This is a genomic window from Paenibacillus sepulcri, from assembly GCF_042647105.1.
Lineage (GTDB): Bacteria > Bacillota > Bacilli > Paenibacillales > Paenibacillaceae > Paenibacillus_Z > Paenibacillus_Z sepulcri.
This window is the reverse complement of record NZ_JBHRUP010000001.1, coordinates 4,430,574-4,455,512: the sequence shown is the minus strand read 5'-3', so window position 1 is coordinate 4,455,512 and position 24,939 is coordinate 4,430,574. Positions and strand designations below refer to the sequence as shown.

General features: G+C 48.2%; 22 protein-coding genes. All 22 read right to left on the bottom strand.

Annotated elements, in window-relative coordinates; genetic code table 11:
- Window positions 1-78 precede the first annotated feature (78 nt).
- The 22 genes from ACFOLF_RS19695 to ACFOLF_RS19590 all read right to left on the bottom strand — a co-directional run bounded on the left by ACFOLF_RS19695 (window position 79) and on the right by ACFOLF_RS19590 (window position 24,764).
- Window positions 79-402, bottom strand: coding sequence for a hypothetical protein (locus ACFOLF_RS19695; protein WP_210038999.1), 324 nt, complete (start codon window positions 400-402; stop codon window positions 79-81).
- A complete protein-coding gene (gene fliS / locus ACFOLF_RS19690) occupies window positions 395-787 on the bottom strand; it encodes a flagellar export chaperone FliS (RefSeq protein ID WP_210039000.1) in 393 nt (130 codons plus the stop codon). Before fliS ends, ACFOLF_RS19695 begins: the two co-directional genes overlap by 8 nt.
- Before the next feature lie 13 nt (window positions 788-800).
- Window positions 801-2,303 carry a flagellar filament capping protein FliD gene (gene fliD, locus ACFOLF_RS19685; protein ID WP_210039001.1) on the bottom strand — a complete coding sequence of 501 codons (1,503 nt, stop codon included), beginning with the start codon at window positions 2,301-2,303 and terminating at the stop codon, window positions 801-803.
- Between the two features lie 11 nt (window positions 2,304-2,314).
- The gene (locus tag ACFOLF_RS19680; protein ID WP_210039002.1) at window positions 2,315-2,704 is read right to left on the bottom strand and encodes a flagellar protein FlaG; all 390 of its coding nucleotides are present in this window, start codon (window positions 2,702-2,704) and stop codon (window positions 2,315-2,317) included.
- A 125-nt stretch (window positions 2,705-2,829) separates the two neighbouring features.
- The gene (locus ACFOLF_RS19675; protein WP_210039003.1) at window positions 2,830-3,597 is read right to left on the bottom strand and encodes a flagellin N-terminal helical domain-containing protein; all 768 of its coding nucleotides are present in this window, start codon (window positions 3,595-3,597) and stop codon (window positions 2,830-2,832) included.
- A 773-nt stretch (window positions 3,598-4,370) separates the two neighbouring features.
- Complete coding sequence (locus ACFOLF_RS19670; RefSeq protein ID WP_210039004.1) at window positions 4,371-5,138, bottom strand: flagellin N-terminal helical domain-containing protein; 768 nt, start codon at window positions 5,136-5,138, stop codon at window positions 4,371-4,373.
- A gap of 284 nt (window positions 5,139-5,422) precedes the next feature.
- On the bottom strand, window positions 5,423-6,190 hold the full coding sequence (locus ACFOLF_RS19665; protein ID WP_210039005.1) for a flagellin N-terminal helical domain-containing protein: 768 nt from the start codon (window positions 6,188-6,190) through the stop codon (window positions 5,423-5,425).
- 131 nt (window positions 6,191-6,321) lie between these two features.
- On the bottom strand, window positions 6,322-6,549 hold the full coding sequence (gene csrA, locus ACFOLF_RS19660) for a carbon storage regulator CsrA (protein ID WP_210039006.1): 228 nt from the start codon (window positions 6,547-6,549) through the stop codon (window positions 6,322-6,324).
- A 16-nt stretch (window positions 6,550-6,565) separates the two neighbouring features.
- Window positions 6,566-7,009 carry a flagellar assembly protein FliW gene (gene fliW / locus ACFOLF_RS19655; protein ID WP_210039007.1) on the bottom strand — a complete coding sequence of 148 codons (444 nt, stop codon included), beginning with the start codon at window positions 7,007-7,009 and terminating at the stop codon, window positions 6,566-6,568.
- A 108-nt stretch (window positions 7,010-7,117) separates the two neighbouring features.
- The gene (locus tag ACFOLF_RS19650; protein WP_210039008.1) at window positions 7,118-7,687 is read right to left on the bottom strand and encodes a DUF6470 family protein; all 570 of its coding nucleotides are present in this window, start codon (window positions 7,685-7,687) and stop codon (window positions 7,118-7,120) included.
- A gap of 13 nt (window positions 7,688-7,700) precedes the next feature.
- Window positions 7,701-8,609: a flagellar hook-associated protein FlgL gene (gene flgL, locus ACFOLF_RS19645; protein WP_210039009.1), complete on the bottom strand. Its 909-nt coding sequence runs from the start codon at window positions 8,607-8,609 to the stop codon at window positions 7,701-7,703.
- An 18-nt stretch (window positions 8,610-8,627) separates the two neighbouring features.
- Window positions 8,628-10,160, bottom strand: a complete 1,533-nt coding sequence (flgK, locus tag ACFOLF_RS19640) for a flagellar hook-associated protein FlgK (RefSeq protein WP_210039010.1) — start codon at window positions 10,158-10,160, stop codon at window positions 8,628-8,630.
- A 19-nt stretch (window positions 10,161-10,179) separates the two neighbouring features.
- Window positions 10,180-10,680 carry a flagellar protein FlgN gene (locus tag ACFOLF_RS19635; protein ID WP_210039011.1) on the bottom strand — a complete coding sequence of 167 codons (501 nt, stop codon included), beginning with the start codon at window positions 10,678-10,680 and terminating at the stop codon, window positions 10,180-10,182.
- A gap of 28 nt (window positions 10,681-10,708) precedes the next feature.
- Complete coding sequence (gene flgM / locus ACFOLF_RS19630; protein ID WP_210039012.1) at window positions 10,709-10,990, bottom strand: flagellar biosynthesis anti-sigma factor FlgM; 282 nt, start codon at window positions 10,988-10,990, stop codon at window positions 10,709-10,711.
- A gap of 174 nt (window positions 10,991-11,164) precedes the next feature.
- Window positions 11,165-11,587, bottom strand: coding sequence for a TIGR03826 family flagellar region protein (locus tag ACFOLF_RS19625; RefSeq protein ID WP_210039013.1), 423 nt, complete (start codon window positions 11,585-11,587; stop codon window positions 11,165-11,167).
- A gap of 120 nt (window positions 11,588-11,707) precedes the next feature.
- Entirely contained in the window at window positions 11,708-12,544 is an 837-nt protein-coding gene (locus ACFOLF_RS19620; RefSeq protein WP_210039014.1) for a ComF family protein, read from the bottom strand.
- 12 nt (window positions 12,545-12,556) lie between these two features.
- Window positions 12,557-14,647 (bottom strand): DEAD/DEAH box helicase, encoded by a 2,091-nt coding sequence (locus ACFOLF_RS19615; RefSeq protein ID WP_379114466.1) that lies wholly within the window; start codon window positions 14,645-14,647, stop codon window positions 12,557-12,559.
- Between the two features lie 357 nt (window positions 14,648-15,004).
- On the bottom strand, window positions 15,005-15,403 hold the full coding sequence (locus ACFOLF_RS19610) for a glycosyltransferase family A protein (protein WP_210039015.1): 399 nt from the start codon (window positions 15,401-15,403) through the stop codon (window positions 15,005-15,007).
- Between the two features lie 169 nt (window positions 15,404-15,572).
- Window positions 15,573-16,301 carry a response regulator gene (locus ACFOLF_RS19605; RefSeq protein WP_210039016.1) on the bottom strand — a complete coding sequence of 243 codons (729 nt, stop codon included), beginning with the start codon at window positions 16,299-16,301 and terminating at the stop codon, window positions 15,573-15,575.
- Window positions 16,302-16,308: 7 nt separating this feature from the next.
- Window positions 16,309-17,469 carry a sensor histidine kinase gene (locus tag ACFOLF_RS19600; RefSeq protein ID WP_210039017.1) on the bottom strand — a complete coding sequence of 387 codons (1,161 nt, stop codon included), beginning with the start codon at window positions 17,467-17,469 and terminating at the stop codon, window positions 16,309-16,311.
- Window positions 17,470-17,542: 73 nt separating this feature from the next.
- Window positions 17,543-20,263, bottom strand: a complete 2,721-nt coding sequence (locus ACFOLF_RS19595; RefSeq protein WP_210039018.1) for a stalk domain-containing protein — start codon at window positions 20,261-20,263, stop codon at window positions 17,543-17,545.
- Between the two features lie 187 nt (window positions 20,264-20,450).
- On the bottom strand, window positions 20,451-24,764 hold the full coding sequence (locus ACFOLF_RS19590) for an Ig-like domain-containing protein (protein WP_210039019.1): 4,314 nt from the start codon (window positions 24,762-24,764) through the stop codon (window positions 20,451-20,453).
- Window positions 24,765-24,939: the final 175 nt, after the last annotated feature.

Below are 24,939 nucleotides of genomic sequence, written 5' to 3'. Positions count from 1 at the left end.
TTCAATTCATAATTAACAAAGATAAATTCAGTCTTGCCGATTCATAGAACGACGGCATGACTCAGGATGCTTGCTTCATTATTTTCTCTTGTCAAGCAGAAAACCTTCATATGCTCCTTGTTGATCGTAAGCGACTCTTTGTTTCTTGAAAATATTTAGACGATTTATTCCCTCCGCAGCCTCACTTTTCAGCCGCTGCATTTGCTTCCATATCATTGATTCGTACTTTAAAATCTCTTGCAGGTACTGCTTTTCTGATGGAGTCAGTTCTCTTTGAGCAATTAAATCTGTAACGGTTTGACGCTGATCTACCAATTCCCCATAGCGTTCATATGTAATAGACGGATCATATTGGCTTAATGTACGGCTTTCCGCTAAGAGCTGTTCCAATAATTTATCCATTATAGTTCTGGCTCATCTGAGTAGTCGATTTGACTGCGACTAACCAAGCTTCTTTCAAATCTGTCAGATAGGAAAGCACTTCGTCTGCAGCCTCTGAGTTTTTATTCACATTTGCTTGAATGAGCCGGTGCATCATATATTCATAAATTTGAAGCAATTGTTTCGAAATTGGGTATTGAATATCTACAGACGCTACTAGTTCATGAATGACGGTTTGCGCTTTGAGCAGAAAATGATTGGCTTTTTGAATATCTTTGTTTTTTATAGCCTCTATGCTTTGTTTAACGAATCGTATTGCTCCATCATACAGCATAATGACCAACTGTCCAGGTGATGCGGTCTGAACAGAGGATTGCTGATATTTCTGATATGGTGTCGGGATCATCTCTTCACTCCTCTTATTGCGAAGCACCGAATAAACTTGACGCCTGCGCATTATAACGATTCATTGCGGTTTCCATAGCCGTAAATTGCTTATAGTAATTATTCTCAATATCTGTTAAACGGTCGGTCAGATTGCTCATTCTGGTGTCAATATCTCTAAGCTGACTTCCTAATAAGCTGGTTGGCGAAAATGCAGCGTTTGCGTCTGTACTGAGTTTGGACGTTCCCGCTTTTTGATACATCCCATCGAGGGCAGCCATAATATTGTTGGATAGCCGGTTAAACAGACCGTTATCTGGATTGGTCGGAGAGGCTTTCTTCACCGAGTCTGTTTCTTTGGTTTGTTGGGCAAAAAATTTCATAACTTTATCAGGATCTGCTTCGATAGCAGCCCGAAGCTTATTCTCATCTTGAATGACGAGTTTACCGCGACTGGTATAGTCTCCTGTGGTAATCCCTAATGATGTCAAATTGACATTCTTACCATCAATAACTACATCTGTAATGGATGAAAGCCGCATGCTGCTGATCGCTTGAGAAAGGGTGGAATCGTTATAAAGCAAACCGCTCTTTGCTTTACTTTCCCATAATTTGATCTCATCGTCACTCATTCCTGTTCTTTGTTCATCAGTTAATGGTTGGTATTTCAGATAACGTTGCTCATTCAGCTTGCCATTGACGGTATCCAACAAGGAATTATAATCGGCGATAAATGACTTAATCGTTTCTAATGTTTTATCAGTATTGCCAGTCACATTTAATGTTGTTGCTGCACCGCCCGATACAGCATTCAATGTAATGGCGACACCGTTCTCCGTAAAGGTATTACTTGATCGTGTGGTTTCAATTCCATTGATTTTAACTTCGGCATCGGCTCCCGCTTTTGATACAGTTAAATTGAATCTTCCCAGCACATCTCCCGAGACGGCAACTGTACTTGCAGCACCCGTCGTCTTGGATGTGATAGACATCTTCCCGGTTGTGCTATCCAAAAACGCATTGACATTGGCTCCGCTGTTGCTATTAATTTTTTTTACCAGACTCGCCAATGTATCTGTATTTTCATCAAAGGTAATTTTATTGCCGTTTATGGTAATACTTTGGTCTGCCGAATCATAATTAACAGCTCCCGCGGCTTTAAGCGCACTGAGAGAAAGATTTGTATCTACTGGTCCTGTGCCAGGGCCGCTAGTCAAAGATGCAGCACTGGCAAGTTTAGTGACTTCAATCGTCATTGAACCGGTTGTTGCTCCTGAAACGGCTGCTGCGCTTACTGCATTTGTATTGCCGGTAACATTAACTTGTTTGGCGCTTATTTGATCACTCATGCCATAACTGAATAATTTATTGTTTCGAAAATCCACCATTTTAATATTAATATCCCGATATTGCTCCTGCTGCCACTCCACCACTGTTCGTTGTTGGGAGAGTTTATCAAGCGGCGCACGCTGGGCTTTCATTAATTCCTTGACCATTGCATCGATATCCAAACCTGAGGCAAAACCTGAAATTCTCATATAAACCCCCCTTAAATTTTCTCGTCGATAAGGATTCCATTAATCTCCATAAACTTCGCAACTAAATCCAACGTTTTCTCTGGTGGAATCTCTCTTATTAACTCACCGGTATCTTTATTCAACACTTTAATCGTGATGGTATTCGTTGCCTTGTGTACCGACATTTCAAATGATGTGTCATGCCCTTGGATGACCTTGAGTGCACGCTCAATATTTTTGACCGTCTGCTCATCTCCGGTAGTCACCTTAACACCTGTCAGTTCTGCTTTCGTTAATGCTCTTACCGAATTAATTTGACTCACGTTTTCTATTGATTTCAATTGCCCTTGTTCGCTATCAGTTGAATTTCTCTCTGGTGTATAACTTGTTGTCGTGTTTGCAGAATGAATATTCATCGACATAATGGCACCCCGCCTCAAGTTTCGTTCTTATTGTTTATATCGGAATTATTCCGCAGCATTATTAGATTATTTGCACAAAAAAAGAGACTCTGGAATTTCCAGAGCCTCTCAGTTTATTATTGTTATTAACGAAGCAAGGAAAGAACGCCTTGCGGTTGCGAATTGGCTTGAGCCAGCATCGCTTGCGAAGCTTGAAGCAGAATATTGTTTTTCGTGAGGTTCACCATTTCAGAAGCCATGTCTGTATCACGGATACGGGACTCGGATGCTGTAAGGTTCTCAACCGTTGTACCCAAGTTATTGGACGTATACTCCAAACGGTTTTGTTTTGCTCCCAATTTGGCCCGCTCTGTCGAAGTGTTCTTAATTGCCGTTTCGATAGCCGATAAAGTTGATGCACTGGTCAATTGAGTAATCCCTGTTGTTGAAATAGCAGCGATCGTAATCGTTTGGGTAGCATCATCGCTTTGGATTGTTGCTCCAGCAGTAATATTGATGCCATTGAATTTTGTATTGCTGATAATGCTATCGATTTGAGCACCCAATTGAGACAGTTCCTGGTTGATGTTGGCCTTGTCGCCGCTAGAGTAGGTTCCATTCTCTTTCTGAACGTTCAACTCTTTCATCCGGGTCAGCATGGAGCTAACTTCATTCATTGCGCCCTCAGCTGTTTGAGCAAACGAGATACCGTCTTGAACGTTGCGCTGTGCCTGTTCTAGACCACGGATTTGACCGCGCATTTTTTCGGATACCGCAAGGCCTGCAGCATCATCTGCCGCGCGATTAATGCGAAGACCCGAAGACAGTTTCTCCATCGATTTGCCTGCTGCCGTATTGTTCAATGTCATGTTGCGGTGTGTGTTTAGAGCCGTAATGTTGTGATTAATACGCATTTTTAATTTCCTCCCTGAAATGGTTTCTACCACATCCATGTGGTTAACCGTGATAAGGTCGATCGCCCTTAACCGATTCTATTACTTATATCGGTAAGTAACCGTTACTCTATTATACCAATTACAAATTTTCATTTATTTTTCTATCTTCACTTTTAAATACTGAATATCAATGATATTTTAATTGGCAATCTTAATGATTTGTTTAATTAATAGCATAAAATCATGTGGTCGGCCGCCGTCATGCAACGCCACACCGCGCGCTGGGAGCTGCGCGCAGTGCGAACAATTCTCTGAGAAAGGCTATGGATAAATTTAGTTTTATTGGCTGTAGGGCTGACTCTTACTAAAGATGGCGTACACGTGAACAGGAACTCCTCGAGTCGCTCCGCTTCCTCTTCCGCCCAACACCTGGAATGAGACTTCCCTGTACGATCGCGTCGACAAGATCCACAAGCTCGCCTTCTAAACACGAGCCAACACCTTTGGCGACGTAACAGAGAACAGATCATCGAAGAACTTTTAATAGGCCGAAAAGACCTGTTCCAGTAACGATCTCGTGTTTAACTTCGCTTGCACGAACATGCCCGTAACATGTTGTCGGTCGAATAGCCAACGCCTTATAACAGGTGCTCACCAAAAAAAGCCCATGTTCTCCCGGCTGCATTCATCGTATTACGACCATAAGAGAGGCCATCCAGAAAAGTCTGGTTGATCTGCTAATACGAAAAGAGGCCTTGAGAATCTCAAGACCTCTCACTTTATTATAATAATTACCGAAGCAGGGAAAGTACGCCTTGCGGCTGCGAGTTGGCTTGGGCCAGCATGGCTTGGGAAGCTTGAAGCAGAATATTGTTTTTCGTGAGGTTCACCATTTCAGAAGCCATGTCAGTATCACGGATACGGGACTCGGATGCTGTAAGGTTCTCAACCGTTGTGCCCAGGTTGTTGGATGTGTATTCCAAACGGTTTTGTTTCGCACCCAATTTTGCGCGTTCCGTCGAAGTGTTCTTGATTGCTGTTTCAATACCCGTTAATGACGTTGTACTATCCAAACCTTTAATTCCGGATGTAGCAACACTAGAAATCGTTATCTGTTGAGAAGCATCATCGCTTTGGATCGTTGCACCGGAAGTAATATTGATACCATTGAATTTCGTATCGTCAATAATGCTATCGATTTGTTCACCCAATTGATCCAGCTCTTGATCGATGTTGTCCTTGTCGCCGGAAGAATAGGTTCCATTCGCCTTCTGAACATTCAACTCTTTCATTCGGGTCAGCATGGAGCTAACTTCATTCATTGCGCCCTCAGCCGTTTGAACATACGAGATACCATCTTGAACGTTGCGCTGTGCCTGTTCCAGACCACGGATTTGACCGCGCATTTTCTCGGATACCGCAAGACCTGCAGCATCATCAGCCGCACGGTTGATGCGAAGACCCGAAGACAGTTTCTCCATCGATTTGCCTGCTGCCGTATTGTTCAATGTCATGTTGCGGTGTGTGTTTAGAGCCGTAATGTTGTGATTAATACGCATTTTAATTTCCTCCCTGAAATGGTTTTTTACCACATCCATGTGGTAAACCGTGATAAGGTTGAGCGTCCTTAACCGATTCTATTAACCTATATCGGTAATAAAACGCTACTCTGTTATAGCAATTAGTATTTTCTTTAGATTGTTAAGCTTGTTTTTTAAAACTTTGATATTCTCATACAGGCGGTTGATGCCATTTGGTCAAAGGCCGACAATTAACCCTATCAATAATTAAAGCGTATAGAAAAAGAGCTCTGGAAATCCAGAGCCTTCTGCTTGAATATGAATTAACGGAGCAAGGAAAGCACGCCTTGCGGCTGCGAGTTGGCTTGGGCCAGCATCGCTTGCGAAGCTTGAAGCAGAATATTGTTCTTCGTGAGGTTCACCATTTCAGAAGCCATGTCTGTATCACGGATACGGGACTCGGATGCTGTAAGGTTCTCAACCGTTGTGCCCAGGTTGTTGGATGTGTATTCCAAACGGTTTTGTTTCGCACCCAATTTTGCGCGTTCCGTCGAAGTGTTCTTGATTGCTGTTTCGATATTTGTTAATGTGGCCGAACTAGTCAAGCTTTTAATTCCTGATGTAGCAACACCAGAAATCGTTATCTGTTGAGAAGCATCATCGCTTTGGATCGTTGCACCGGAAGTAATATTGATACCATTGAATTTCGTATCGTCAATAATGCTATCGATTTGTTCACCCAATTGATCCAGCTCTTGATCGATGTTGTCCTTGTCGCCGGAAGAATAGGTTCCATTCGCCTTCTGAACATTCAACTCTTTCATACGGGTCAGCATGGAGCTAACTTCATTCATCGCGCCCTCAGCCGTTTGAACATACGAGATACCATCTTGAACGTTGCGCTGCGCTTGTTCCAGACCCCGGATTTGACCGCGCATTTTCTCGGATACCGCCAGGCCGGCAGCATCGTCGGCCGCACGGTTGATGCGAAGACCCGAAGACAGTTTCTCCATCGATTTGCCTGCTGCCGTATTGTTCAATGTCATGTTGCGGTGTGTGTTTAGAGCTGTAATGTTGTGATTAATACGCATTTTAATTTCCTCCCTGAAATGGTTTTTTACCACATCCTTGTGGTAAACCGTGATAAGGTCGATCACCCTTAACCGATTCTATTATCTATATCGGCAGGAAAGCGCTGCTCTGTTAGAGCAATCCGTTATTTTTATGTTTTCTTCATCTTGTCTTTCAATACCTGAATATCCATCCCATGAGCAGCTGATTCCTTATTGGTTTGTGCGATCATGGTATAAATTTCTTTTCGTAAAATCTCCACATCCCGAGGTGCGTTAAATCCCAACTTTATCGTATCCGCATTCACTTCAAGAATCGTAATTTCAATATCATCTTGAATAATAATGGATTCACCCTTCTTACGCGAAAGAACAAGCATGAAAGCACCTCCTCTATCATTTCTCCGCAGTTGCAAATAACGGATGTCTGGTCATGTATGATGTTCTGCCCAGAACAACCTGCTTGGCAACCCGACGACTGGTATTAAATACGACTGGCGCGACTAAATTAATTGTTGCCGATTCAAGACTGTTATCTATATTAATAATGGACCGCACCATCACCTGCTCAACGGAATCTACGCCCAGCTCCGCAAGTGCAGAACTCGGAATCTCAAATTCGTATTCGGGATAAAAAAGAAACGGATCCGCAATCAAAAAGTTTAACTTCTCATCGTTAACCGACTGTAAAAAAGCAAAAGGTTGATCGTCTTCCGGAGCAATAATAACAAAACCGGTGTGCTCCTCAAAACCTGGAATGCCTTTTGTGAAAATATAGATATCCTCTTTCGAAATGTTTATTTCGCCGAAGCGCTCCGTTCGCAGTTGCATGATCTTCATTCACACTCCATTCTGATGACATCTTATCGAATTCGAAAGAAAAAAGCTATAGAATGAAACCGATTCCGGTTCTCTATAGCTTAAGCTTATTACTGATAATCACACTACCTAAACCAGCATGTCCAAATTCGCCACTTGAAAGCGTACGGATGCATACTGCTCCATATATACATTAATCTTGCCTCGTTGATATTCAATATCCGGCTTGTGAGTTTGTACCTGTATATCTACACCCCCGACGTCAACCTGAACATCCGCGTAATGAGGGGTTATATATACATCTACATTTTTGTATGATGCAGGGCCGAATACTTCAACACTTGAAGGGCCTTCCAGCATACCCTCCAGTGCAATATCCGGAACAGGATCCTCCTTATTCCGCAGATCACCCATTCTGTTTCCTTTTTCCACAATGAGCGCAATTCCCTGCAGAGCGATATCCGGCATCTGCGAATATATGCGGTTGATGAATTCGGTTGGCTTGCCGCCATTGAACGCCGCCCACATCCGGTCCGAGTCAATTTCTATCGAAGCCATCTGCGAATGTGTGTTCATTTGTGCGGGTGTCGAGTTTATTTGCAGCTCTGCCTGCTGGGTCTGTATATCATACTGGCCTGGCTGCGTCTCAATGCCAATTCGTCCTTTCACCGATTCCGCCTGGATATATGGCAGTTTCATTCAAACTCACCCTCTATCGAAGGAAATCTACCAGCGACGGCGAAATAACTTTGGCTCCAACGGACAAGGAAGCCTGATAGATATTTTCATTAACTTTAGAGTCAATCAGCAGCTTGTCGTAATCTGCATCTTCTACCTTGGATTGCATGGATGTCAGATTAAGACCCAAATCATCCAGGCGGTTTTGCATCAATTCCACACGATTGACTCTGGCACCTATCTCGGAGGCGGCGTTGAGTACCTTGTTCGTTCTTGAATCCAGGTTATCCAATTGGGCTGATGTACCAGCGTAATCACCAGAAGACAAAGAAGAGATGATGTTATCCAGTACAGTGAACACATTGTCGGCATCGCCGGGATTACCGAAAACTTCGTTTCCTGAAACGTTAACCGGCAGTACAACTCCAACACCTATCGCATAAGAGACATCGCCGCCATCCGTAACAATAGCCTTGGCATCGAATCCTGCTGCGGTAACATCATAGGGCTTTTTATCATAGGTTTGACCATTAAAAACATATTTACCATTCACTTTGCTATTTCCGATATCAATAATCTGATCCTTTAATTGAATAACCTCGTCTCTGATATTATCAAGAGCCACTTGAGGGTTCGTTCCCGTGGAACCTTGTACAACAAGCTCTTTTACCCTTTTCAGAACATCCCCTGCCTGATTAAGAACGGTATCGTTAAAATCCAGCCATGAGTGGGCAGAATCCGCATTCTTCGTATACTGCTCATTAGATGCGAGCTCCCCGCGGTAACGCAGCGCATAGGTGATACCGACTGGATCATCCGATGCTTTATTGATCTTACGGCCTGTTGTCAACTGATCCTGCAAACCTTCCATCTGGGAGAGGTTGCGGTTCAGGTTGCGCGAGAGCTGCATTTGCATCATGCTTTGAGTGACTCGTAGTGACATTATGATCCCCTCCTATTCTTAACGGCCGACCGTTCCGGTTCCGTTGATTAATTTTTCGAGCATTTCATCATAAGTTGTCATAAATCGCGCAGAGGCGCTGTAGGCATGCTGATATTTGATCAGGTCGGACATCTCCTCATCAAGTGAGACACCGCTGACCGACTGTCTGCTGCCTTCAACCTGATCGGTCTGTGCCTGCGCATTCTGGTATTGACGCTGAGATTCCTGCGACTGCACGCCAAGCGAACCCACCATCGAATTGTAAAAGTTGCTGATTGTCGCTTCGGAAATCCCGTTGCCCGTTGCGGACTGGTCAAATTTGAATTTTACGTCGCTCAGCTCGGACATCAAAAGAGCCATGCTGTTATTGCCCTTCACAACCGATGCAACGCCGCCTGTCGTAATCGTCCGCATGGAAGTTGCTATTTTATTGGCGTCATTGCTGATAGTCGTATTAAGCTGAATGGAGGATGCCGTTATAGCGGTCGTCCCCGCCTTGAAAGTAAAGAAATCCTGCCCTGCCGTTGCCGGCTCCTCGAGCGTATAACCCAATTTATGCAAGCCGTTGATTCCTTTAACCGTCATCACCGTATCTGCGGCAAGCGGAGTTGTCGTTCCCGGAAGAATGGAACCGGCAGGCACGGTGACATTAATATCGCCATTGGCGAGTGTATTGGCCAGCACGTCCAACTGGCGCTGATAGTCGGCCACGTAGACATCACGGGAAACGATCATCCCGAATACTTCGCCGTTATTCAAATCTCCCGATTGATAAGCGGTTGCCACAGAAGCGGCGGTTAACGGAACCGCTGTATCACCGGTCAATAGATTGGTAGCTCCCATAGCGATCGTGTAGCCATCGGGCGTGTTGGTCACTTGAATATTCACGATCTGCGACAGCTGATCTGTTAACAGATCCCGTTGGTCCTGCAGATCATTGGCATTGTCGCCAAGAGATTCAATACGTTTGATTTCGGAATTGAGCGAAGAGATGGTACTGAGCAGCGTATTGGCTTGTGTTACTTTCACATCGATGCTGCTCGTTAGATCGGCGCTCAAATCGGACAGCTGCTTGCTGGTCTGGTTGAAGGAATCCGTTAAAGCCAAAGCGGTTTCACGAACGATTTTACGTCCTGTAACATTCTCCGGGTCTTTGCTCAAATCGGACCACGATTGATAAAATTTATCCATAACCGTGCGGATCCCCGTGTCCGATGGCTCGTTGACGACAGCCTCCAGCTTGCTCAGCGTATCGGATTGGACCGACCAGCTTCCCAGATATTTGCTCTGATTGCGGAATTGATCGTCCAGATAAGCCGTACGGATCCGGTTGATTGCCGTGAACTCCACACCTGTCCCGAGCTGGCCCGGAGCCGTAGAGCGGTTCATGCCGAATGCTTCCATAGGCCGGCTCGCAACCATGGTCACTCTTTGGCGGGAGTATCCATCCGTATTTGCATTCGAAATATTATGGCCTACCGTATTGATTGCCGCTTGTTGAGTCAATACGCTTCTTTTGGCCGTTTCAATGCCATGAAAAGTTGACGCCATTGCAGGTTGCCTCCTCTATCTACCCTCTTGTATCGAAAAAACCGTTTCGTTGATTCCCGTAACCGGTATTCATCGGATGCTGGTAGGTAACCGAATCATTGGGATCCTCGATGACAAGATCAATTGAATAATCAATAAATTTGAGCGATTGCATCGTAAGCTCCTGGTTGAGTTTATTGACCTTCTGAAGCTCATCCAGCAATCCCGTCAGCTTTCCATGGAGCTCGGTTAATTCTTTTTTTTCCTGCGGAGATGTGATGGTTCGAATGATATCGATTATCTTGCCGCCCTTGTATCGGATCACGCCAATGCTTTGAAAATAGCTGTGCGAATACTGCATCCGCTGCAGCTCCAGCTTCTCGGCCTGCACCAGCAGCTTGCGCTCCTTTTGGATGATTGCATTCAACTGCTCCACTTCGTTCTTCACAAGCACGGGAGTTTTCAGCTTGGCCGTTTCCAAAAGCAGTGCATACAGCTCCGCCTGCTTCTCCAGCGTTTCGACGATGATTTCAACTGACACAGGGCTCACCTATTTTCATAATGGTTGTTTAGTTGTCTTTCTTCTTATCTGTCAGATACGGAAGCAGCTTCTCGGCAATTTTACCGGCGTCAACATGATAGCTCCCAGTGCTTACGGATTGCTTCAGTTCGTCGATACGCTTGCTTTGGTCGGCTTTGCTTGTGCGGCTGTATGATAGCATCTCTTGCGCCTCTGCTGAAATTTGTACCTCATCGATCTGCCGCTTGCGTCCTGCATTCTCAGTCCGCTGCTCGTTCTGCTTCTGATAAGGGTTCATTGCTCCAATTCTCTGTGTTTCATTGATTTTCATTGTAATCCCTCCAAATGTAAGGCAACCATCAGGATCGGCAGGCAGGTGCCGTCCCCTATATATTAAATCAAAGTACAGAGAAGATGTATATTTTACTACGTAAAAAAGCCGATAACTCTGTATAAGAGTATTATCGGCACTTTTGTATAAAAATTTATAGAAGAATGGATATCGTTATTTTCGATCGCGAAGACGGTCCATAATCCGGTAGGCTGCCGCTGCGGAGGAAGGCGGTTTCTCCGGCTCTTCTTTGGCTGTTTGCTGCACATTTGATTTTTTGACATCCGCCAGAAGCCGGGTCTTGCAGTCCAGACACATGTTGCCATCCCGAATGAGCGTTCCGCAAGCCTCGCATGGATAAGATAAATTAGGAGCATCGATGAGAGAGATCCGGCCCTCACGAATGAATTTGGTAATTTGTTTAATCGTAATCCCCGTCTCATCCGACAATTCGTTGATCGTTGTTCCTCTGTTTTTGCGTAAATAATCGGCGCATGTCTGGTATTCCTGATCGATGACTTTAATGCAGGCGGGACATACTTCACGAAAGTTCTTGGCAAACAATTTGCCGCATCGCGGGCAGTTGTCGAGCTCCATGCCTCTTGCCTCCTTCTACAGCACGTACACTTACCTTTATTCTAACTCATAATTTGACAATATTCATCATCTTTTTCAAATGTTTGCGCGATCTCCGCCTCCCATATAACGGTAATTAACTTAGGACCTGGCTAATGTCAAAATAAAAATTTCGATTATGCCGTCTGAAGAGCTCCTGCGGTACGCGTCCTGGATCGCATGAGCACAGGCATTGACTGTGCTTCCCGTCGTATAAATATCATCAATGATCATCAGCCGGGGTCTATGATTCTGTAAACTTCCCTCCGGACGAATCGATGAAAGCTGAAGCAGCATGGATGTAAAACTATCATGATCCACTGCAAATAGATTCTCGGCATCCTTTATACGGGCGCCCCTGGTTTTGAAGCTTTGCTTGCCGCTATGTCGCGTTCGTCTTAAAATATCGAATACCGGATGTCCGCTGCGTTCTGCCATAATCCTGGCGAGCCGTTCGGCCTGGTTGAAGCCGCGTTCAAGAAGACGTTCTTCGCTCACCGGCACGGGAATGAATCCGTTGATGGCAAAAGCTTCCGACCTCCCTGTCATCTCTCTGACCGTCTGTGAATATGCAGTGAAGAGCATTTCTCCAAGAAGCGGCGCAATCGCTTCATGGCCGCGGTATTTATATAAAGCGAGCCACTCTCTTATGAGCGGACTATATCGAACCGCGCTGCGGTTGCATATAAATGCCGTATCCTCGCGGCGCATGCAGTCCGGACAGTGCTCGGGCCGTCCACAAACCGGGCAATGAATATGCCTGATCCATGGTATAGCCTGCTGGCAGTCTCCGCAAAGAGCGGAGAATGGGGCATCCGCCGTACGCCGTGACGCATTGCCGCACATCAGACACTGACTGGACGATGGCGCCAACAGAGCGGTAATGCTATGAATAGCTTTCGGTAATGTTTGGTGCAGCAGGCTCCAAAAGGATGGCATGGGCTCTGATCCTTACTCCTTCCCTGGTGTAACAAGATAACCGTTTTTTCTTGCGATTCTATTCATTCCTCTAATTTGGGCAATCGCAGACTTCTGAGACTTTGTTCGTGCTGAAGCACAGAAATAGACATGACCTGCCGGGTCATCCTTGGATCGGCCTGCACGTCCTGCCATCTGTACAAGCGAAGCATCGTCGAATAATTTTCCATCGGCGTCAAGAATATAGACATCGCTTTTGGGAACGGTCACACCACGCTCCAAAATGGTCGTTGTAACCAATAAACGAATGCTGCGGTCGCGAAAATGAAGCACTTTGTCGGCACGGCCCCCGTCCTTGGAGGAGGTTCCCTCAATCGCAATGTCGGGAAATAAAGTCTGCAGCTTCCCGACAAGCGGCTGCACGTCACGGATTTGCTGGACGAACATAAAGACCTGAGCGCCCCGCCCAATTGATATTTTCAAAGCTGAGACGAGGAGGTGCGGCAAAGTTCGCTGCCGCAGCAGCTTGCTTACCGGCGGAATCCGGATTAGCTTTGGCACAGGCAGCGGATGCCGGTGAAATCTCACGGGTACACGGACATGCGCCAAGCCTCCAAGCTGCGCAGCACGCCTCAACTGCGCAGGCGGTGTGGCAGAAAGCAGGACTGTTGTTCCACCAGGCTTGCATACATGGCCTGCCGCATATTGAAGCATCGGGTCGTTATGGTAAGGAAAAGCATCGAGTTCGTCGATTACCACCAGATCAAAAGCATGACGAAAACGAAACAGCTGATGTGTAGTGGCAATCGTCAACTCCCCATATTCCCAGCGCTGTGTACTCCCGCCATATAAGGTAACAACGGTTGTGCCTGGAAAGGCTTTGCGCAGCCTGGGATCCAGTTCAAGCACAACATCGCGCCTTGGTGTCGCAATAAGCGCCCGGCCCCCCTGCTGCAAGCAGGCTTCAATCAGCGGAAAAATCATCTCCGTCTTGCCCGCCCCCGTCACGGCCCACAGCAGGAAGCGTCGCTGCTGGCTGGCTGGCGCAGTGCCTCCAATAAGCCCGGCAATACGCTGAATCCATGTGGTCCGACCAGAAGCTTCGCCGCCTTCCATATAACTCAGCGCTGCCGCAGTCGCAGCACTCTGCGCCGGACTCAGGCTCCAGCGTGCAAGCCGGTCATCCGTGCTCCGTGTTTTTGAAAGCGTACGAGGCGCGGCGAACTCATCAGCAGATCCGACCCCGTCTTTTCTGGTCGCCCGCACCGGAGTGCCGCTGACAAGCAGGCTGCATTCGCGGCTTCGTCCCATGGTCAAGCACGCCTCGCAATAGGTGCACGACTGTCCGCATACTGCACATGGCGTTCGTCTCATCCGGGCAGCCGTGCTGCCGCAGCGCTGGCATTGAAGCTGTACCCCCGCACCATTACGCCGCATAGAACGCCATAACGGCTGCGAATCTGGGACCTGCTGGGAAACTGCGCTTTCCAAACCCATCAGACCCTGCAAAGCGGCCAACTGGAGTGTGGGGGCAACAGCGTCCCAGGACGCCTGTACGGGCACGCCTTCAGAGATCTCACGGGCATCCGCCGCAATTAGTGCAAGGACTTCGCCGGTAAGGAGCAGCCGCCCCTGCACTCTCATGGCGGCGCCGCATGCTTGCCGCGCCAATTCCCGGGCAGCCACCGCGTCCGTGGAAGTGGGGGAATCCGGTGTTCTTATCTCGACGGGTTGTGCCATTGGATGAGCTTGATCCATCTTCATGTCCATCAGCTTTGACTCGCGAATCTGACGTGTCAAATGGCTGATTATTTCCTTCTTGCCAGCCCCCTTGCGAACAGAATCCGGCCAATGTTTTGAAATCCTCTGCGCAAGACCAAGCGGCAGCATATATGGCCAAACAATCAGTTCTATGACCTTTGCTTCAAGCAAGCGCCCGTTCAATTCATTGGCGATAGTATTCATATTCCCATACCCGGAAGCCAGTAGAATCCCCTTGGTCTCCTGATCGGCCTCATTCCGGAAAGCGGTATCCAGCCAGTAGGCAAAATCAATCTCGGGCGCTATCGACCATGACGCACGGGATTCCTGCCCGGATCTCATTATGTATAAAGTAACTTTCAAAGGCTCCTCCTCCAGATCCGATTATTCCGTGAAACAACCACTTTCAAGCTGTCCTGAACCACATAAGTGGGCATCCTAACAGGCAAGCTCCTTCACCAGCCGCATGGAAAAACGATAAAAGCCGCTTGCATTCGTGTTCAGCAAGAAGAAATTAATCGCTGATACCGTCACTGATAGTGAAGCGAATCTTCCCTGCAGAATGTATAAATCGAACAAAAAAAGCACACCCGCCAGCTGCCTTGGGGCAGCGGTACGTGTGTGCTTCACTCGTCCGATATTTGTATATAGCTGATTATACCCCGACCTCCTCTGCGTAAGCAATCCTCATAAATGGTTCTTTTCTTGTCCTCCAGGCTGTCATAGAGGAAGCTTCAACAGTTCCGCAGGTTTTCCCAGATCCACGAGCACCTGCTCTCCTTCATATGGTTCATCGTCCGATACGGCACTGGTTACGTCAGGCTGCAACCCGGCAGCTATGTCCACCTTCATCCCGCTTCTTGCAAATCTCCCCGCAATCTGCAAGGTATCGTCTTCGCTTCCCTGATTGATCACTGTAACCTTTACTTCTTCTCCTGTCCGGTGGGATAGCCGGCGGATTGACCGTATATACCATTCCATCATATGCTGCTCATTCCGGGCGAGCAGGACATAATGCCGCTCAGCTCGTCTCCTTTTCCTCGTGAAGACATAAGCCAGATGCACAGCAGCTGCCGCCAAGGCGTAACAACCGATGATTCCCAGCAAAATCGGGATCAAGGCGGCCACCTCCTTTTTGTGACATCATATGCCGCCAGCAGCCTATAAGTGCGGGACACCAACGGACAAGTCGCACAAAGAGGCCTCTGTACGGGATAGCTGATAAAAAAATGAAAAAAGCTTCCGCCTGATGCGGAAGCTCTTCTCCTTTGTATGTAAAACGTTAATGCTAGAGGGTCACCCAGCCGAACTTGATGGAGTTAATGACCGCTTGCGTCCGGTCGTCAACTTCCATTTTTTGCAAAATGCTGCTGACATGGTTTTTGACCGTCTTTTCACTGATAAACAAATATTCGCCGATCATTTTATTGCTTTTGCCCTCAGCCATCAAGCGAAGCACTTCCGCTTCACGGCGAGTCAGCGGATTATTCTCGCTGGGGACAAATTTCACACCGGCCTCACGGCTTGCCGCAGCGCCCGAAGTTGAACCGATCTCGTCCAGATAAGTCATCCGGCGCAGCTGATTGATCAGCTTGCCCGTCACTTTGGGATGAATGTATGCATAGCCGCTCACGACGGAGCGAATCGCATTCGCTAAGGCCTCCGCCTCCATGTCCTTGAGCAAATAACCGGATGCTCCCTTGCGAAGGGTCTCGAACACGTAGCTCTCATCATCATGAATGGATAAAATAATAACCTTCACATCGGGAAAAATGTCGCGCAGCCGCTCGGTTGCGACAACACCGTTCTCGATGGGCATATTAATATCCATCAACACAACTTCCGGCTTGTTCTCGTTGCAGAACTCCAGCACCTGTATACCATCGTTGCATTCGCCAATGACTTCCAAATCATCTTCCATATTAAGGATCCGCTTGAGTCCCTCGCGGAATAGTTGATGATCGTCTGCAATTAATACTTTAATCTTGCGTTTGGCAGTCGTTGCTCTTTGATCCATCGTCAGTTTACTCCTTTCTTTGCTCCGCGTTGATAGGGATATGAATCGTAATTCTTGTTCCCTCGTTGATTGCCGATTCGATCTCCATCCTCCCTTCCAACAGTTCCACTCTTTCACGCATTCCGATCAAACCGAAATGTGCGTTGTCCTTGGTCCGGGATTCAATCAGATCGACATGGAAACCGACGCCATTATCCTTAACGACAATCTTCACCATCTGTGCCTGAAACGTAAATTCAAGCGCGACGAAAGTAGGGTTTGCATGCTTGAAAGCATTGCTATAGGCTTCCTGAACAAGCCGGTACATGCCTGCTTCCATAGCGGAGGGCAATCGCATTTCCTTTCCGATTGTGTCGAATATCGTCCGAATCTTGGTCTTCTCCTCAAAATCCTGGACATACTTGCGAAGGGTCGGGATAAGTCCCAGGTCATCCAAGGCCATAGGACGCAGATTGAAGATGATTTTACGGATCTCCTCAATTCCCGAGCGAACCTGTCCCTTCAAGTCTATTAATTCTTCTTGTACTAATTGAAATTCCTGCTTTCCCAGCATTCTTTCCGCAATTTCCGTCCTAAGAACTATATTTGCGAGTGATTGTGCGGGACCATCATGAATTTCCCGGGCGATTCGTTTGCGCTCTTCTTCCTGGGCCAAAATAATCTTCAGCCCGATCTGTTGGCGATTTTTGGCGGATTCCAGGATTCGGGTCACCTGATTCAGATCGCCGGACAGATACTCGAGGACGACATTGATCTGGGATCCGATCGACTCGGCCCGTTCAACAGACCGCTCGACATTGCGAACCCGCTTTTGCAAATCATCGCGACGCGCCTTCAAGTAGCTTTCTTTCTCCCGAAAAACCATAAGATCCAGCTGTAATTGGGTAGCCTTCTCATAGGCAATCTTAATGTCCTGCTCTTTAAACCTTACAAAATCACGGCTTACTTCCGTAAGCCGGATCCGAGCCCGACGATAGTCGAGCTCCAGCTTGTCCACTTTATCAATAATTTCAGCTGCTTCTTTAATGACCTGGGTAAGCTCCTGGCCGAGCGAAAAAAGCTCTTTGCGCGCGGATTCGCAAATTTCGTAAATTTGGTATTTACTGTCTTCCATCACAAGAACGGCGTTTTTGATCACGCGATCGATATCGTTAATGCGATAATCCACGTTAGACTCGGCCCACTTTCTTAAAAAATATCTACTTTCTATCATAGCACACAATTACGCAAACGAGTCACTATCATTCGACGGTAATCGTGCCCATTTTGCCATCCCAATTTACGGTAAGTCCTAGTTGTTCCGACACAAGGCGGATTGGGACCAAGGTCCGTCCTGACCGGGTAATTGGGGCTACTTCTGATTCCTTGAGCAGTCCGTTTAGCAGGAATTCCTCGCGTCCGATCCACATTTCCATCAGCTTGTCGCCGCGAAGGACGGATACCCGCTTATTCGCAGGCTCCCACACAACCTGTGCCCCCATCGCTTCGGTAACAAAGCGGAGCGGCAAATACGTGGTGCCTTTAATCACCAGAGGAGCCACATCCAGCTTCATCGCCACTCCTCCAACCTTCGCCGACTTGGAGCCGACCACCAGCTGGATTGTGGTGCGGGGGGGCTCCGCAACCAGTGCCGCATATTGGAAGCTTATATTATCGAACGCTACAGATCCCGCCAATGCCCGCTCATCCTGGCCATCCTCGAGTGAGGCCATATATATCCGTTTAAGCTTCACGGGGTACGTCATCTCGTCAGCCGGAAGATTGATTTTGAGCTGCTTCCAGCCTGTCCAGTCCACCTGTTTGGCAAGTGTCACAAGATGCGCTTTTCCCGTGTTATCAATAAATTCAGCGCGCAGCCAGTTCAGGCTGTTGTCGCCAAGGACATCCAAGGTAATGGCAGATGGTTTGCCCTCCAATGCCTTGCCGGTCGTGTTGAAGACGGCGTACGCTGCTTTCGTGCCGCTGCCCCCTGTGAAATCATAAGTGAGCTGCAGCGCCTTCGATGCCGCATTTTCGGACAATCCGGCAACCAGGGTCGCAGACCCCACTACACCATTCGTATTGGAGAAGGTGATTGGGTAGGTCGTCTGCTCGAAATCTTCAAATTTCTTATCCGCTCCGGCAGCCAGAACCGCTACCGAGGAGAAGCCGTCATAACGGGCGATCACATAACCTGCCTTGGCGCCTTCATCAATTGAATTTATGGTCAGTGTACCGTCGCTAATGGTGCCTTTGAAGCCACGGAGCTCCCACTTGATAGAGGAAGCGGGCACCGTCAATTTGCGACCGTCCTTAAGGACTGCCTCAACGGAAATCGTGCCGGTCTTGCCCTGCTCCAGGACCGGCGAACTCACATCGACGCTCATCTGGGCAAGCTGATCGCCGCCGACAATTTCCACTGGAAGCTCGTCGCTGCCGCTGCCGGATTTAACGGTTAATGTTGTTTTTCCCGCTTTTTGAGCTGTATACGCATTTCCCGAGAATGTACCCAGCGTATTGGATGACCTCCAGGTCGGCGTCAGCGTTCCGGGATCGATCGGATTATAGTAGGTATCGTAGGCTTTCATCTCATAGGTGGCCTGCTGACCGATAAAGAGGACGCCGCTCCCGCTTGCTTTGATTCCTTTCACCTGTCCCTGCGGGGCTGTCGTAAATACACCCAAGCCGCTTGGAATCAAGCGCTGCACGGTACCATATTCCGTAGGGAATGTGAGCCCTGCACTGAATTCACCGAGGGGCCGTGTGATCATCGTGGTCGATCCTCCGCCGTCCAGATTCACGCCCCGCCACACACCAAGCTGAACCATCAGCTTCTGAAGCTCGGCAATCGTGACCCCTTCGCTGTTATCGCTGTCTTCAACGGTGATGATATATACCTTGGTGCCATCCTTGCTGTATCCAACGGCAGTGCGCGCACGATCGCCTGTGCCGCTGATCCCGCTGATGCTTCTGGAGTAAGCTGACGCTTTGCCTTCATCAACCAGGATCGTATGTCCGCCAACCAGCATTTGCAGAGAACCCGGATCATATGTTTTCCCCGTTGTTTGCGAGACAAGGCCGTAAATGGAAGTAACGGGCTGACCTACTTGCAGATGATCGCGCACAAATTCTGCCGCTTTGCCGTGCGTCCGCAAAATATAGCCATTGGCCGGCGGAGTCCCCGGAATCATCGAGTTCTCGGCAATTTGAGTGACAACATTGTCCACTACCAGAACTTCCGTCGGTGTTGTGGAGCTCTCTTTGGCATCAGGGCGGGGAGCCGTCCAGGCACTCGTGTAGATATACATCGCATTCGCATGGCTGTATGTATTCTCCGGTTCGATCGTATAAGAGGCTTTATTGATGCCGGCAAGCGGAAATACCGTACCATCCGCCGCGGTTACCGTTCCGTTGAAGTCAAACAGGTCAATCATCGGTTTGCGGTCGGCAGTCACCGCGAAGGCGTACATCCCCTTAAGCTTGGAGGGGCTTGCTACCAATGTGCCTCCGAGGACTTCAGCCCCCATGGGCACGCCTTTTCCCGACGTGTTGAAATAGTCCGCGTTCACGCCTGCGACTGCGCCGCTGTTCTTGACCATGTTTCCGGTCGAGGCATAGCCGGTAATCGCACCTGTCTTGCCGTTCATGACATCCAGTTTCACATTGGGATTGGTCAAATCCACCTCTATGACATGGACATTGGACTGCTCGGCGCCCGAGCCTGTTTTATTTGCCCATTTGTAATCCACACGCTTCGCACCGGAGGTGATCATCTCCTCGTAGACACGCACCAGCTGCTCCTGCGTGCTCTGAGAGGCATTGGCGGACTTTGTATCGGTGGCGGCGGAGGCAACCGCTGGAATTGCTATAGAGAGCGGCTGAGCGAGTATAGAGACACCCAACGTTAAGATAAGTACCTGTTTTTTCGTCAAATTCCGTGTGTTCACGACATTTTTCTTTTTTATTCTATCAAGTTTGCGCATTTCTCCTGCAACTCTCCCATCATAAAAGTCTATTAGCTATAGACTATTACTAGTTGGAAAAAGTTACGCTTGATAGAAGAGTCCTATCAGCGGGCGAAGAACGAAAAGAAAAAGCTATCCGATTCTGGCTCTCGGATAGCTTTTCAGCAATTTTCATAGTATCACTATTATGGTAGAGAGGGTTGGATCAAAGATCCAGGAACTCGGCGTAATCCAGCAGACGCTTAACCATAACGGTCGCTTGCGCCCGTGTCGCGTTGGATTTGCCGCCAAAGCTTGTGGAAGACATGCCGTTGATGATGCTTGCCTGAACGGCTTTGGCCACATCGCTTTGTGCCCAGGTGCCGATTTTGTTGGAATCGCTGAATTTCTTCAGCACGGCCGACACATCCTGCGAAAGAACCACCTGTACGCCGGCTGTATTGGAAGCCCGGATCATCATCGAAGCCATCTGCTCCCGGGTCACCGGACTGTTTGGCATGAAGGTGCCATCCGGCATGCCCAGTATAATTCCGGCGTTCGCCGCTGCGCCGATATACGCCGCCAGTATCGAGGACGTGTTGACATCCTTGAACTTGGAGGCTCCCTGCTTATCGCCGGACAGACCCAGACCTTTGACGATAAGAACCGCAAACTCTCCACGGGTGATTGATTTATCCGGAGTAAAGGTAGTAAGAGAGGTTCCTTCAACCACATATTTATTCGCCATCAGCAGAATATCGTTTTGTGCCCAATGCTTGTTGATGTCTGAAAAAGCGACCGAGCCTTTTACTACAGTAAAAGCACCGTTGCTTCTGCTCTTGAAGGTTACTGTAGATTGCCCATTTTCACTGGTTACTCTGGTAGGCACATAAGACAGTTTATTCGTTACCGGATCCATCCAGACAACAGCCACTTCATGTCCGTTCAACGGCATGGTTGATTTCAAGGTCCCGGTTACATAACCGTTCAAGCTGTTCACTTTTTTCGTCAGGGCTCCATTGGTAACCGTAAGATCGAAGTTGACCGGACTTATCATCATCTGGGCCTTGCTCGCATTTAACGCTGTGGTAAGCGGCGAAGCCATGTTTGTGGCGCTGGTATCGATGGATATGACAAGCTGTCCTGCAGCACCGGCTGCATTCAGCAATTTTGCCAGCTCTGTTAAATCCAGTGCACTAAGTGGAATCTCGTAGGTAGCGCCTTTATATACGACTGCGACAGAAGCGTTGGAGGCAGCTTTTTTGGCTTCCTCCAATCCTCCCAGCGGCACAGAAACCATGGCGGCATTCTCGCTGTCCGGAACAACGAACACGACTCTTGGCGCCATTCCGCTGACTGTCCGTATCGTGGAGAAGGCTCTCGTAATCTTCTCCGATGTGATGGTATAAAGATGGGTTGATTGCCCAGCAGGAGAAACAGCGGTTGTGACGGCGGCGGCAGATGTCTTGATGGCTATTCCGCCGCCCTGGGCTTCTTCGAAATCCCCTGAAGTATTATCCGCCCAGGTTGTCTGGTTCGCTGCATTGATATCTGTAAACGATACTGCTTCCACACCGGAGGTGGAACGCAGTATCGTTCCTGTGGCCGTATAGCTTACCGTAATCGTATCGCCGATGGCCACAGGCGTGAACAGCGTAAGTGTAACAGCGGCGCCGTTTATTGCAATTGAAGATACCGGACGAGTCGTATTATTCACTTTAACCGTAAATTGAGTGGATGAAGGAAGATAAGACGCATTCAGCGTTGTCGAAAAGGTGACCGTGATCGTGCTTGCTTTGGCTAATACTCCACTAAGAGATATGGAGGCAGCCGGTGACCCATTCCCTCCATTTGCAAGCTGTCCATTGAAGATGGCAGCGGCATTTCCGCTCATATCGGTTAATGCCGGTGAGCCCCCGGAGTAGGATACATTCACATTGTCTGTTGTCTCCGTCGCAGAAGCCAAGGTGAGAACGACCTGAGGCCCTGAGATATTGATTGACGTTACCGCGCGCGCTGTCCCGTTAACCAGGACTTTAAAAGCGCTTGTCGGCGGCTTCATTGCCGGGTTCATGGTCTCATTGTAGGTCAGAGTTACGAGATTACCCGCAGCAGCTGTACTCTGCAGAACCGGAGGAAGGGTATCCTGCCCGTTCTGAATATAGAAGCTGCTGAAGGAAGGAACAGCATTCCCCGCCAAATCCTTCAACGCATAGGTTGAAGCGTAATAAGACAAAGTTACAGTCTCCGTGCTCGCTGCCGGACTGCCGTTAAACGTGATAAATACAATATTGCCGCTTCCTGATACCTGTGTAACCGTACGTGTAGAGCTTCCAATGGCTGCCGAGAACTGGCTGTAGGCGCCCGCATTAACAGCAGCCAGGTTCTCGCTGAAGGTCAGAATAATCGTGTTGCCGTTAATTGTACCGCTGAGCTGTCTGGGCACGGTTGTGTCGGGATTATTGGAAACATCCCGGCCTGAGAAATTCGCAGCAGCTGTGCCGCCTGTAGATTTAATCGGCCTCTCGCCTGCCGAATACGATACTTTGATCAGCTGGCCGGAGGCCAGTGTCCCCTGCAGGGTCAGCACGACCGTCTGGCCGCTGACCTGTACATTCGTCACCGGTCTGGAAGCCGCGTTAACGGTAACATAGAAGTTGGCTGGAACGGGTACTGAGTTTGGATCAAGTGTATTATTGAAGGTGAGCACGATCTGATTTGTACCCAGCACCTCCGCTTTTGATACAGAGGGAGCGCCTGTAGAGGAGCTGGCTGTTTTGAATGTCCACTGATACTGATTCAGGATCCCGTCAAATTTATTTCCCGCCAAATCCGTAACCGTATCGCTTGCAATCTCCACAAAATAGTTCGTGTTAGCGGTCATTGCGCTCTCTGGCGCTATAATCAGCTTCCGATTGTTTTGCGGATCAACGGATAGCTTTGTGGTTACCGTGTTTTCGTTGGTGCTGCCCGAATTGCGTTTTATCTTGACCGACGGAGCTGATCCGAGTTGAATCGGCTCGGTGTACAGCAGCTCCAGATTTACGCCGGACAAAGCTACTGCGGATTCATTATTAGCAGGAAGAAGGGTGACGATCGAAGGCTTCTCCGTATCCTGCGTCACGATAAATTGCCAATCGGTTGTTCCGCTTATTCCGGTAAAATAATTTCCTTTCAAATCGCGAAACGCCTGTCCGCCAATTTGCACATAATAAGAAGTATTATTCACAAAAACAAGACTGGTATCCTTAACTGTGATCTTTGACGTTCCTCCGCCGCTGACTTTATCTGAAGTAACCGGGATTGTTGCAAACACAGCATTGTTGGCTGCATTCTTGATGATGATGCTGCCCGAACCCTGATAGACCGGCTCACTAAAGTTCATTTCCATGTCCAGCGTGGTCGTTGTCTGCGTATTGAGCGGCTTCCGGTCTCCAACCAGCGTTGGCGGTGTCGTATCATTGCCGGCATCCGTTGTAAAGTTCCAGACTGACGCATCCGAAATGCCTTCATAAAGAAGTCCCGGATTACCGGCGTCCTTGAAGGCGCCGGAATCGATCAGCACATAATAGCCGGAACTGCCCAAGAGATCCTCCTGCGGATTAATCGTCACCGAGCCTCCGCTGACGCTTACCAGTGACGAATTGACGCTGATCGTTTGAACCGTGCTGTTATCGGAGATTTTGTTGATTCTGATATTTCCCGTATTCGCGGCCACGTTGACAGGAAAATTCATGATCAGATTACTTGCAATTCCCACAGAAAATGCGTTGTCTGCAGGCTGCAGAGAAGGGACTCCGAGAGGCGGCGCCGTCGTTGTAAATCGCCATTGTCCCGAGCTGACGCCCGCAAAACTATTGCCTGACGCGTCTTGAAAAGCACCGCTTGGAATGGTCACTTCATATGTGCTGCTGGGCCGCAGCGTAGTGCCAAGCTGTACAGTGACATTCGGGGACGCGCTTCCTGTAACGCTGCCCGAAACAACTCCAATCGATTGACTGTCTCCGGATTGGTTGACATTGCTGATTTGAATATTGCCACTGGCCGCATAAACAGCCTTATTGAAGGATAATACAAGTGTTGTACCAATACTTGCAGATGCGCCATTTCCAGGGGATACAGACGTTAGGGCCGGAGGCGATGTGTCTGCTGTTGAAATTGTTGTAAAATTCCAGGCGGCTGTGCTTGTAAGCCCTGCAAAATTGGCATTATTGCCTTCATTCCGGAAGGCTCCTGCGTCAATATACACATAATAGCTCATATTTGCCTCGAAGGATTTGCTTGGCGTTATGGTGACAACATTCCTGGACGCCCCTATTTGAACATGGCTGTCCGAAGATACGATATACGATTCAAAAAGCGTATTATCACTCAGCTTACGAATCGATATGGCAGCCGATCCCGTTCCTTTTGCCACATTCTCATCAAAGGTCAACACTAATTTTTCGCTCAACTGTACATTGGTTGCTCCGGCTGAAGGAGACTTACTCAGTACTTCAGGCCCTCCGGATGCGGCTGAAGCTGCGGATGGACCAGCCATAAGCGCTCCAAATCCGATTTGTACAACGAATATCATTACAGTTAAACAAAATAGCCAGCTACGATTTCGGACCAACTTTACCACTCCCCAATAGAAGACACTCGTATTATCTTTTTCGGTCAAGTACACCTTGAAATGAAGACTTTTAATGATTTTCAAGAATAAAGGGACTATA

What these genes read in the sequence shown, in the direction of transcription:
- ACFOLF_RS19695 (WP_210038999.1), bottom strand. Translation starts at nt 402, where the DNA reads ATGGATAAATTATTGGAACAGCTCTTAGCGGAAAGCCGTACATTAAGC.
- fliS (WP_210039000.1), bottom strand. Translation starts at nt 787, where the DNA reads ATGATCCCGACACCATATCAGAAATATCAGCAATCCTCTGTTCAGACC.
- fliD (WP_210039001.1), bottom strand. Translation starts at nt 2,303, where the DNA reads ATGAGAATTTCAGGTTTTGCCTCAGGTTTGGATATCGATGCAATGGTC.
- ACFOLF_RS19680 (WP_210039002.1), bottom strand. Translation starts at nt 2,704, where the DNA reads ATGTCGATGAATATTCATTCTGCAAACACGACAACAAGTTATACACCA.
- ACFOLF_RS19675 (WP_210039003.1), bottom strand. Translation starts at nt 3,597, where the DNA reads ATGCGTATTAATCACAACATTACGGCTCTAAACACACACCGCAACATG.
- ACFOLF_RS19670 (WP_210039004.1), bottom strand. Translation starts at nt 5,138, where the DNA reads ATGCGTATTAATCACAACATTACGGCTCTAAACACACACCGCAACATG.
- ACFOLF_RS19665 (WP_210039005.1), bottom strand. Translation starts at nt 6,190, where the DNA reads ATGCGTATTAATCACAACATTACAGCTCTAAACACACACCGCAACATG.
- csrA (WP_210039006.1), bottom strand. Translation starts at nt 6,549, where the DNA reads ATGCTTGTTCTTTCGCGTAAGAAGGGTGAATCCATTATTATTCAAGAT.
- fliW (WP_210039007.1), bottom strand. Translation starts at nt 7,009, where the DNA reads ATGAAGATCATGCAACTGCGAACGGAGCGCTTCGGCGAAATAAACATT.
- ACFOLF_RS19650 (WP_210039008.1), bottom strand. Translation starts at nt 7,687, where the DNA reads ATGAAACTGCCATATATCCAGGCGGAATCGGTGAAAGGACGAATTGGC.
- flgL (WP_210039009.1), bottom strand. Translation starts at nt 8,609, where the DNA reads ATGTCACTACGAGTCACTCAAAGCATGATGCAAATGCAGCTCTCGCGC.
- flgK (WP_210039010.1), bottom strand. Translation starts at nt 10,160, where the DNA reads ATGGCGTCAACTTTTCATGGCATTGAAACGGCCAAAAGAAGCGTATTG.
- flgM (WP_210039012.1), bottom strand. Translation starts at nt 10,990, where the DNA reads ATGAAAATCAATGAAACACAGAGAATTGGAGCAATGAACCCTTATCAG.
- ACFOLF_RS19625 (WP_210039013.1), bottom strand. Translation starts at nt 11,587, where the DNA reads ATGGAGCTCGACAACTGCCCGCGATGCGGCAAATTGTTTGCCAAGAAC.
- ACFOLF_RS19620 (WP_210039014.1), bottom strand. Translation starts at nt 12,544, where the DNA reads ATGCCATCCTTTTGGAGCCTGCTGCACCAAACATTACCGAAAGCTATT.
- ACFOLF_RS19605 (WP_210039016.1), bottom strand. Translation starts at nt 16,301, where the DNA reads ATGGATCAAAGAGCAACGACTGCCAAACGCAAGATTAAAGTATTAATT.
- ACFOLF_RS19595 (WP_210039018.1), bottom strand. Translation starts at nt 20,263, where the DNA reads ATGCGCAAACTTGATAGAATAAAAAAGAAAAATGTCGTGAACACACGG.
- ACFOLF_RS19590 (WP_210039019.1), bottom strand. Translation starts at nt 24,764, where the DNA reads ATGGCTGGTCCATCCGCAGCTTCAGCCGCATCCGGAGGGCCTGAAGTA.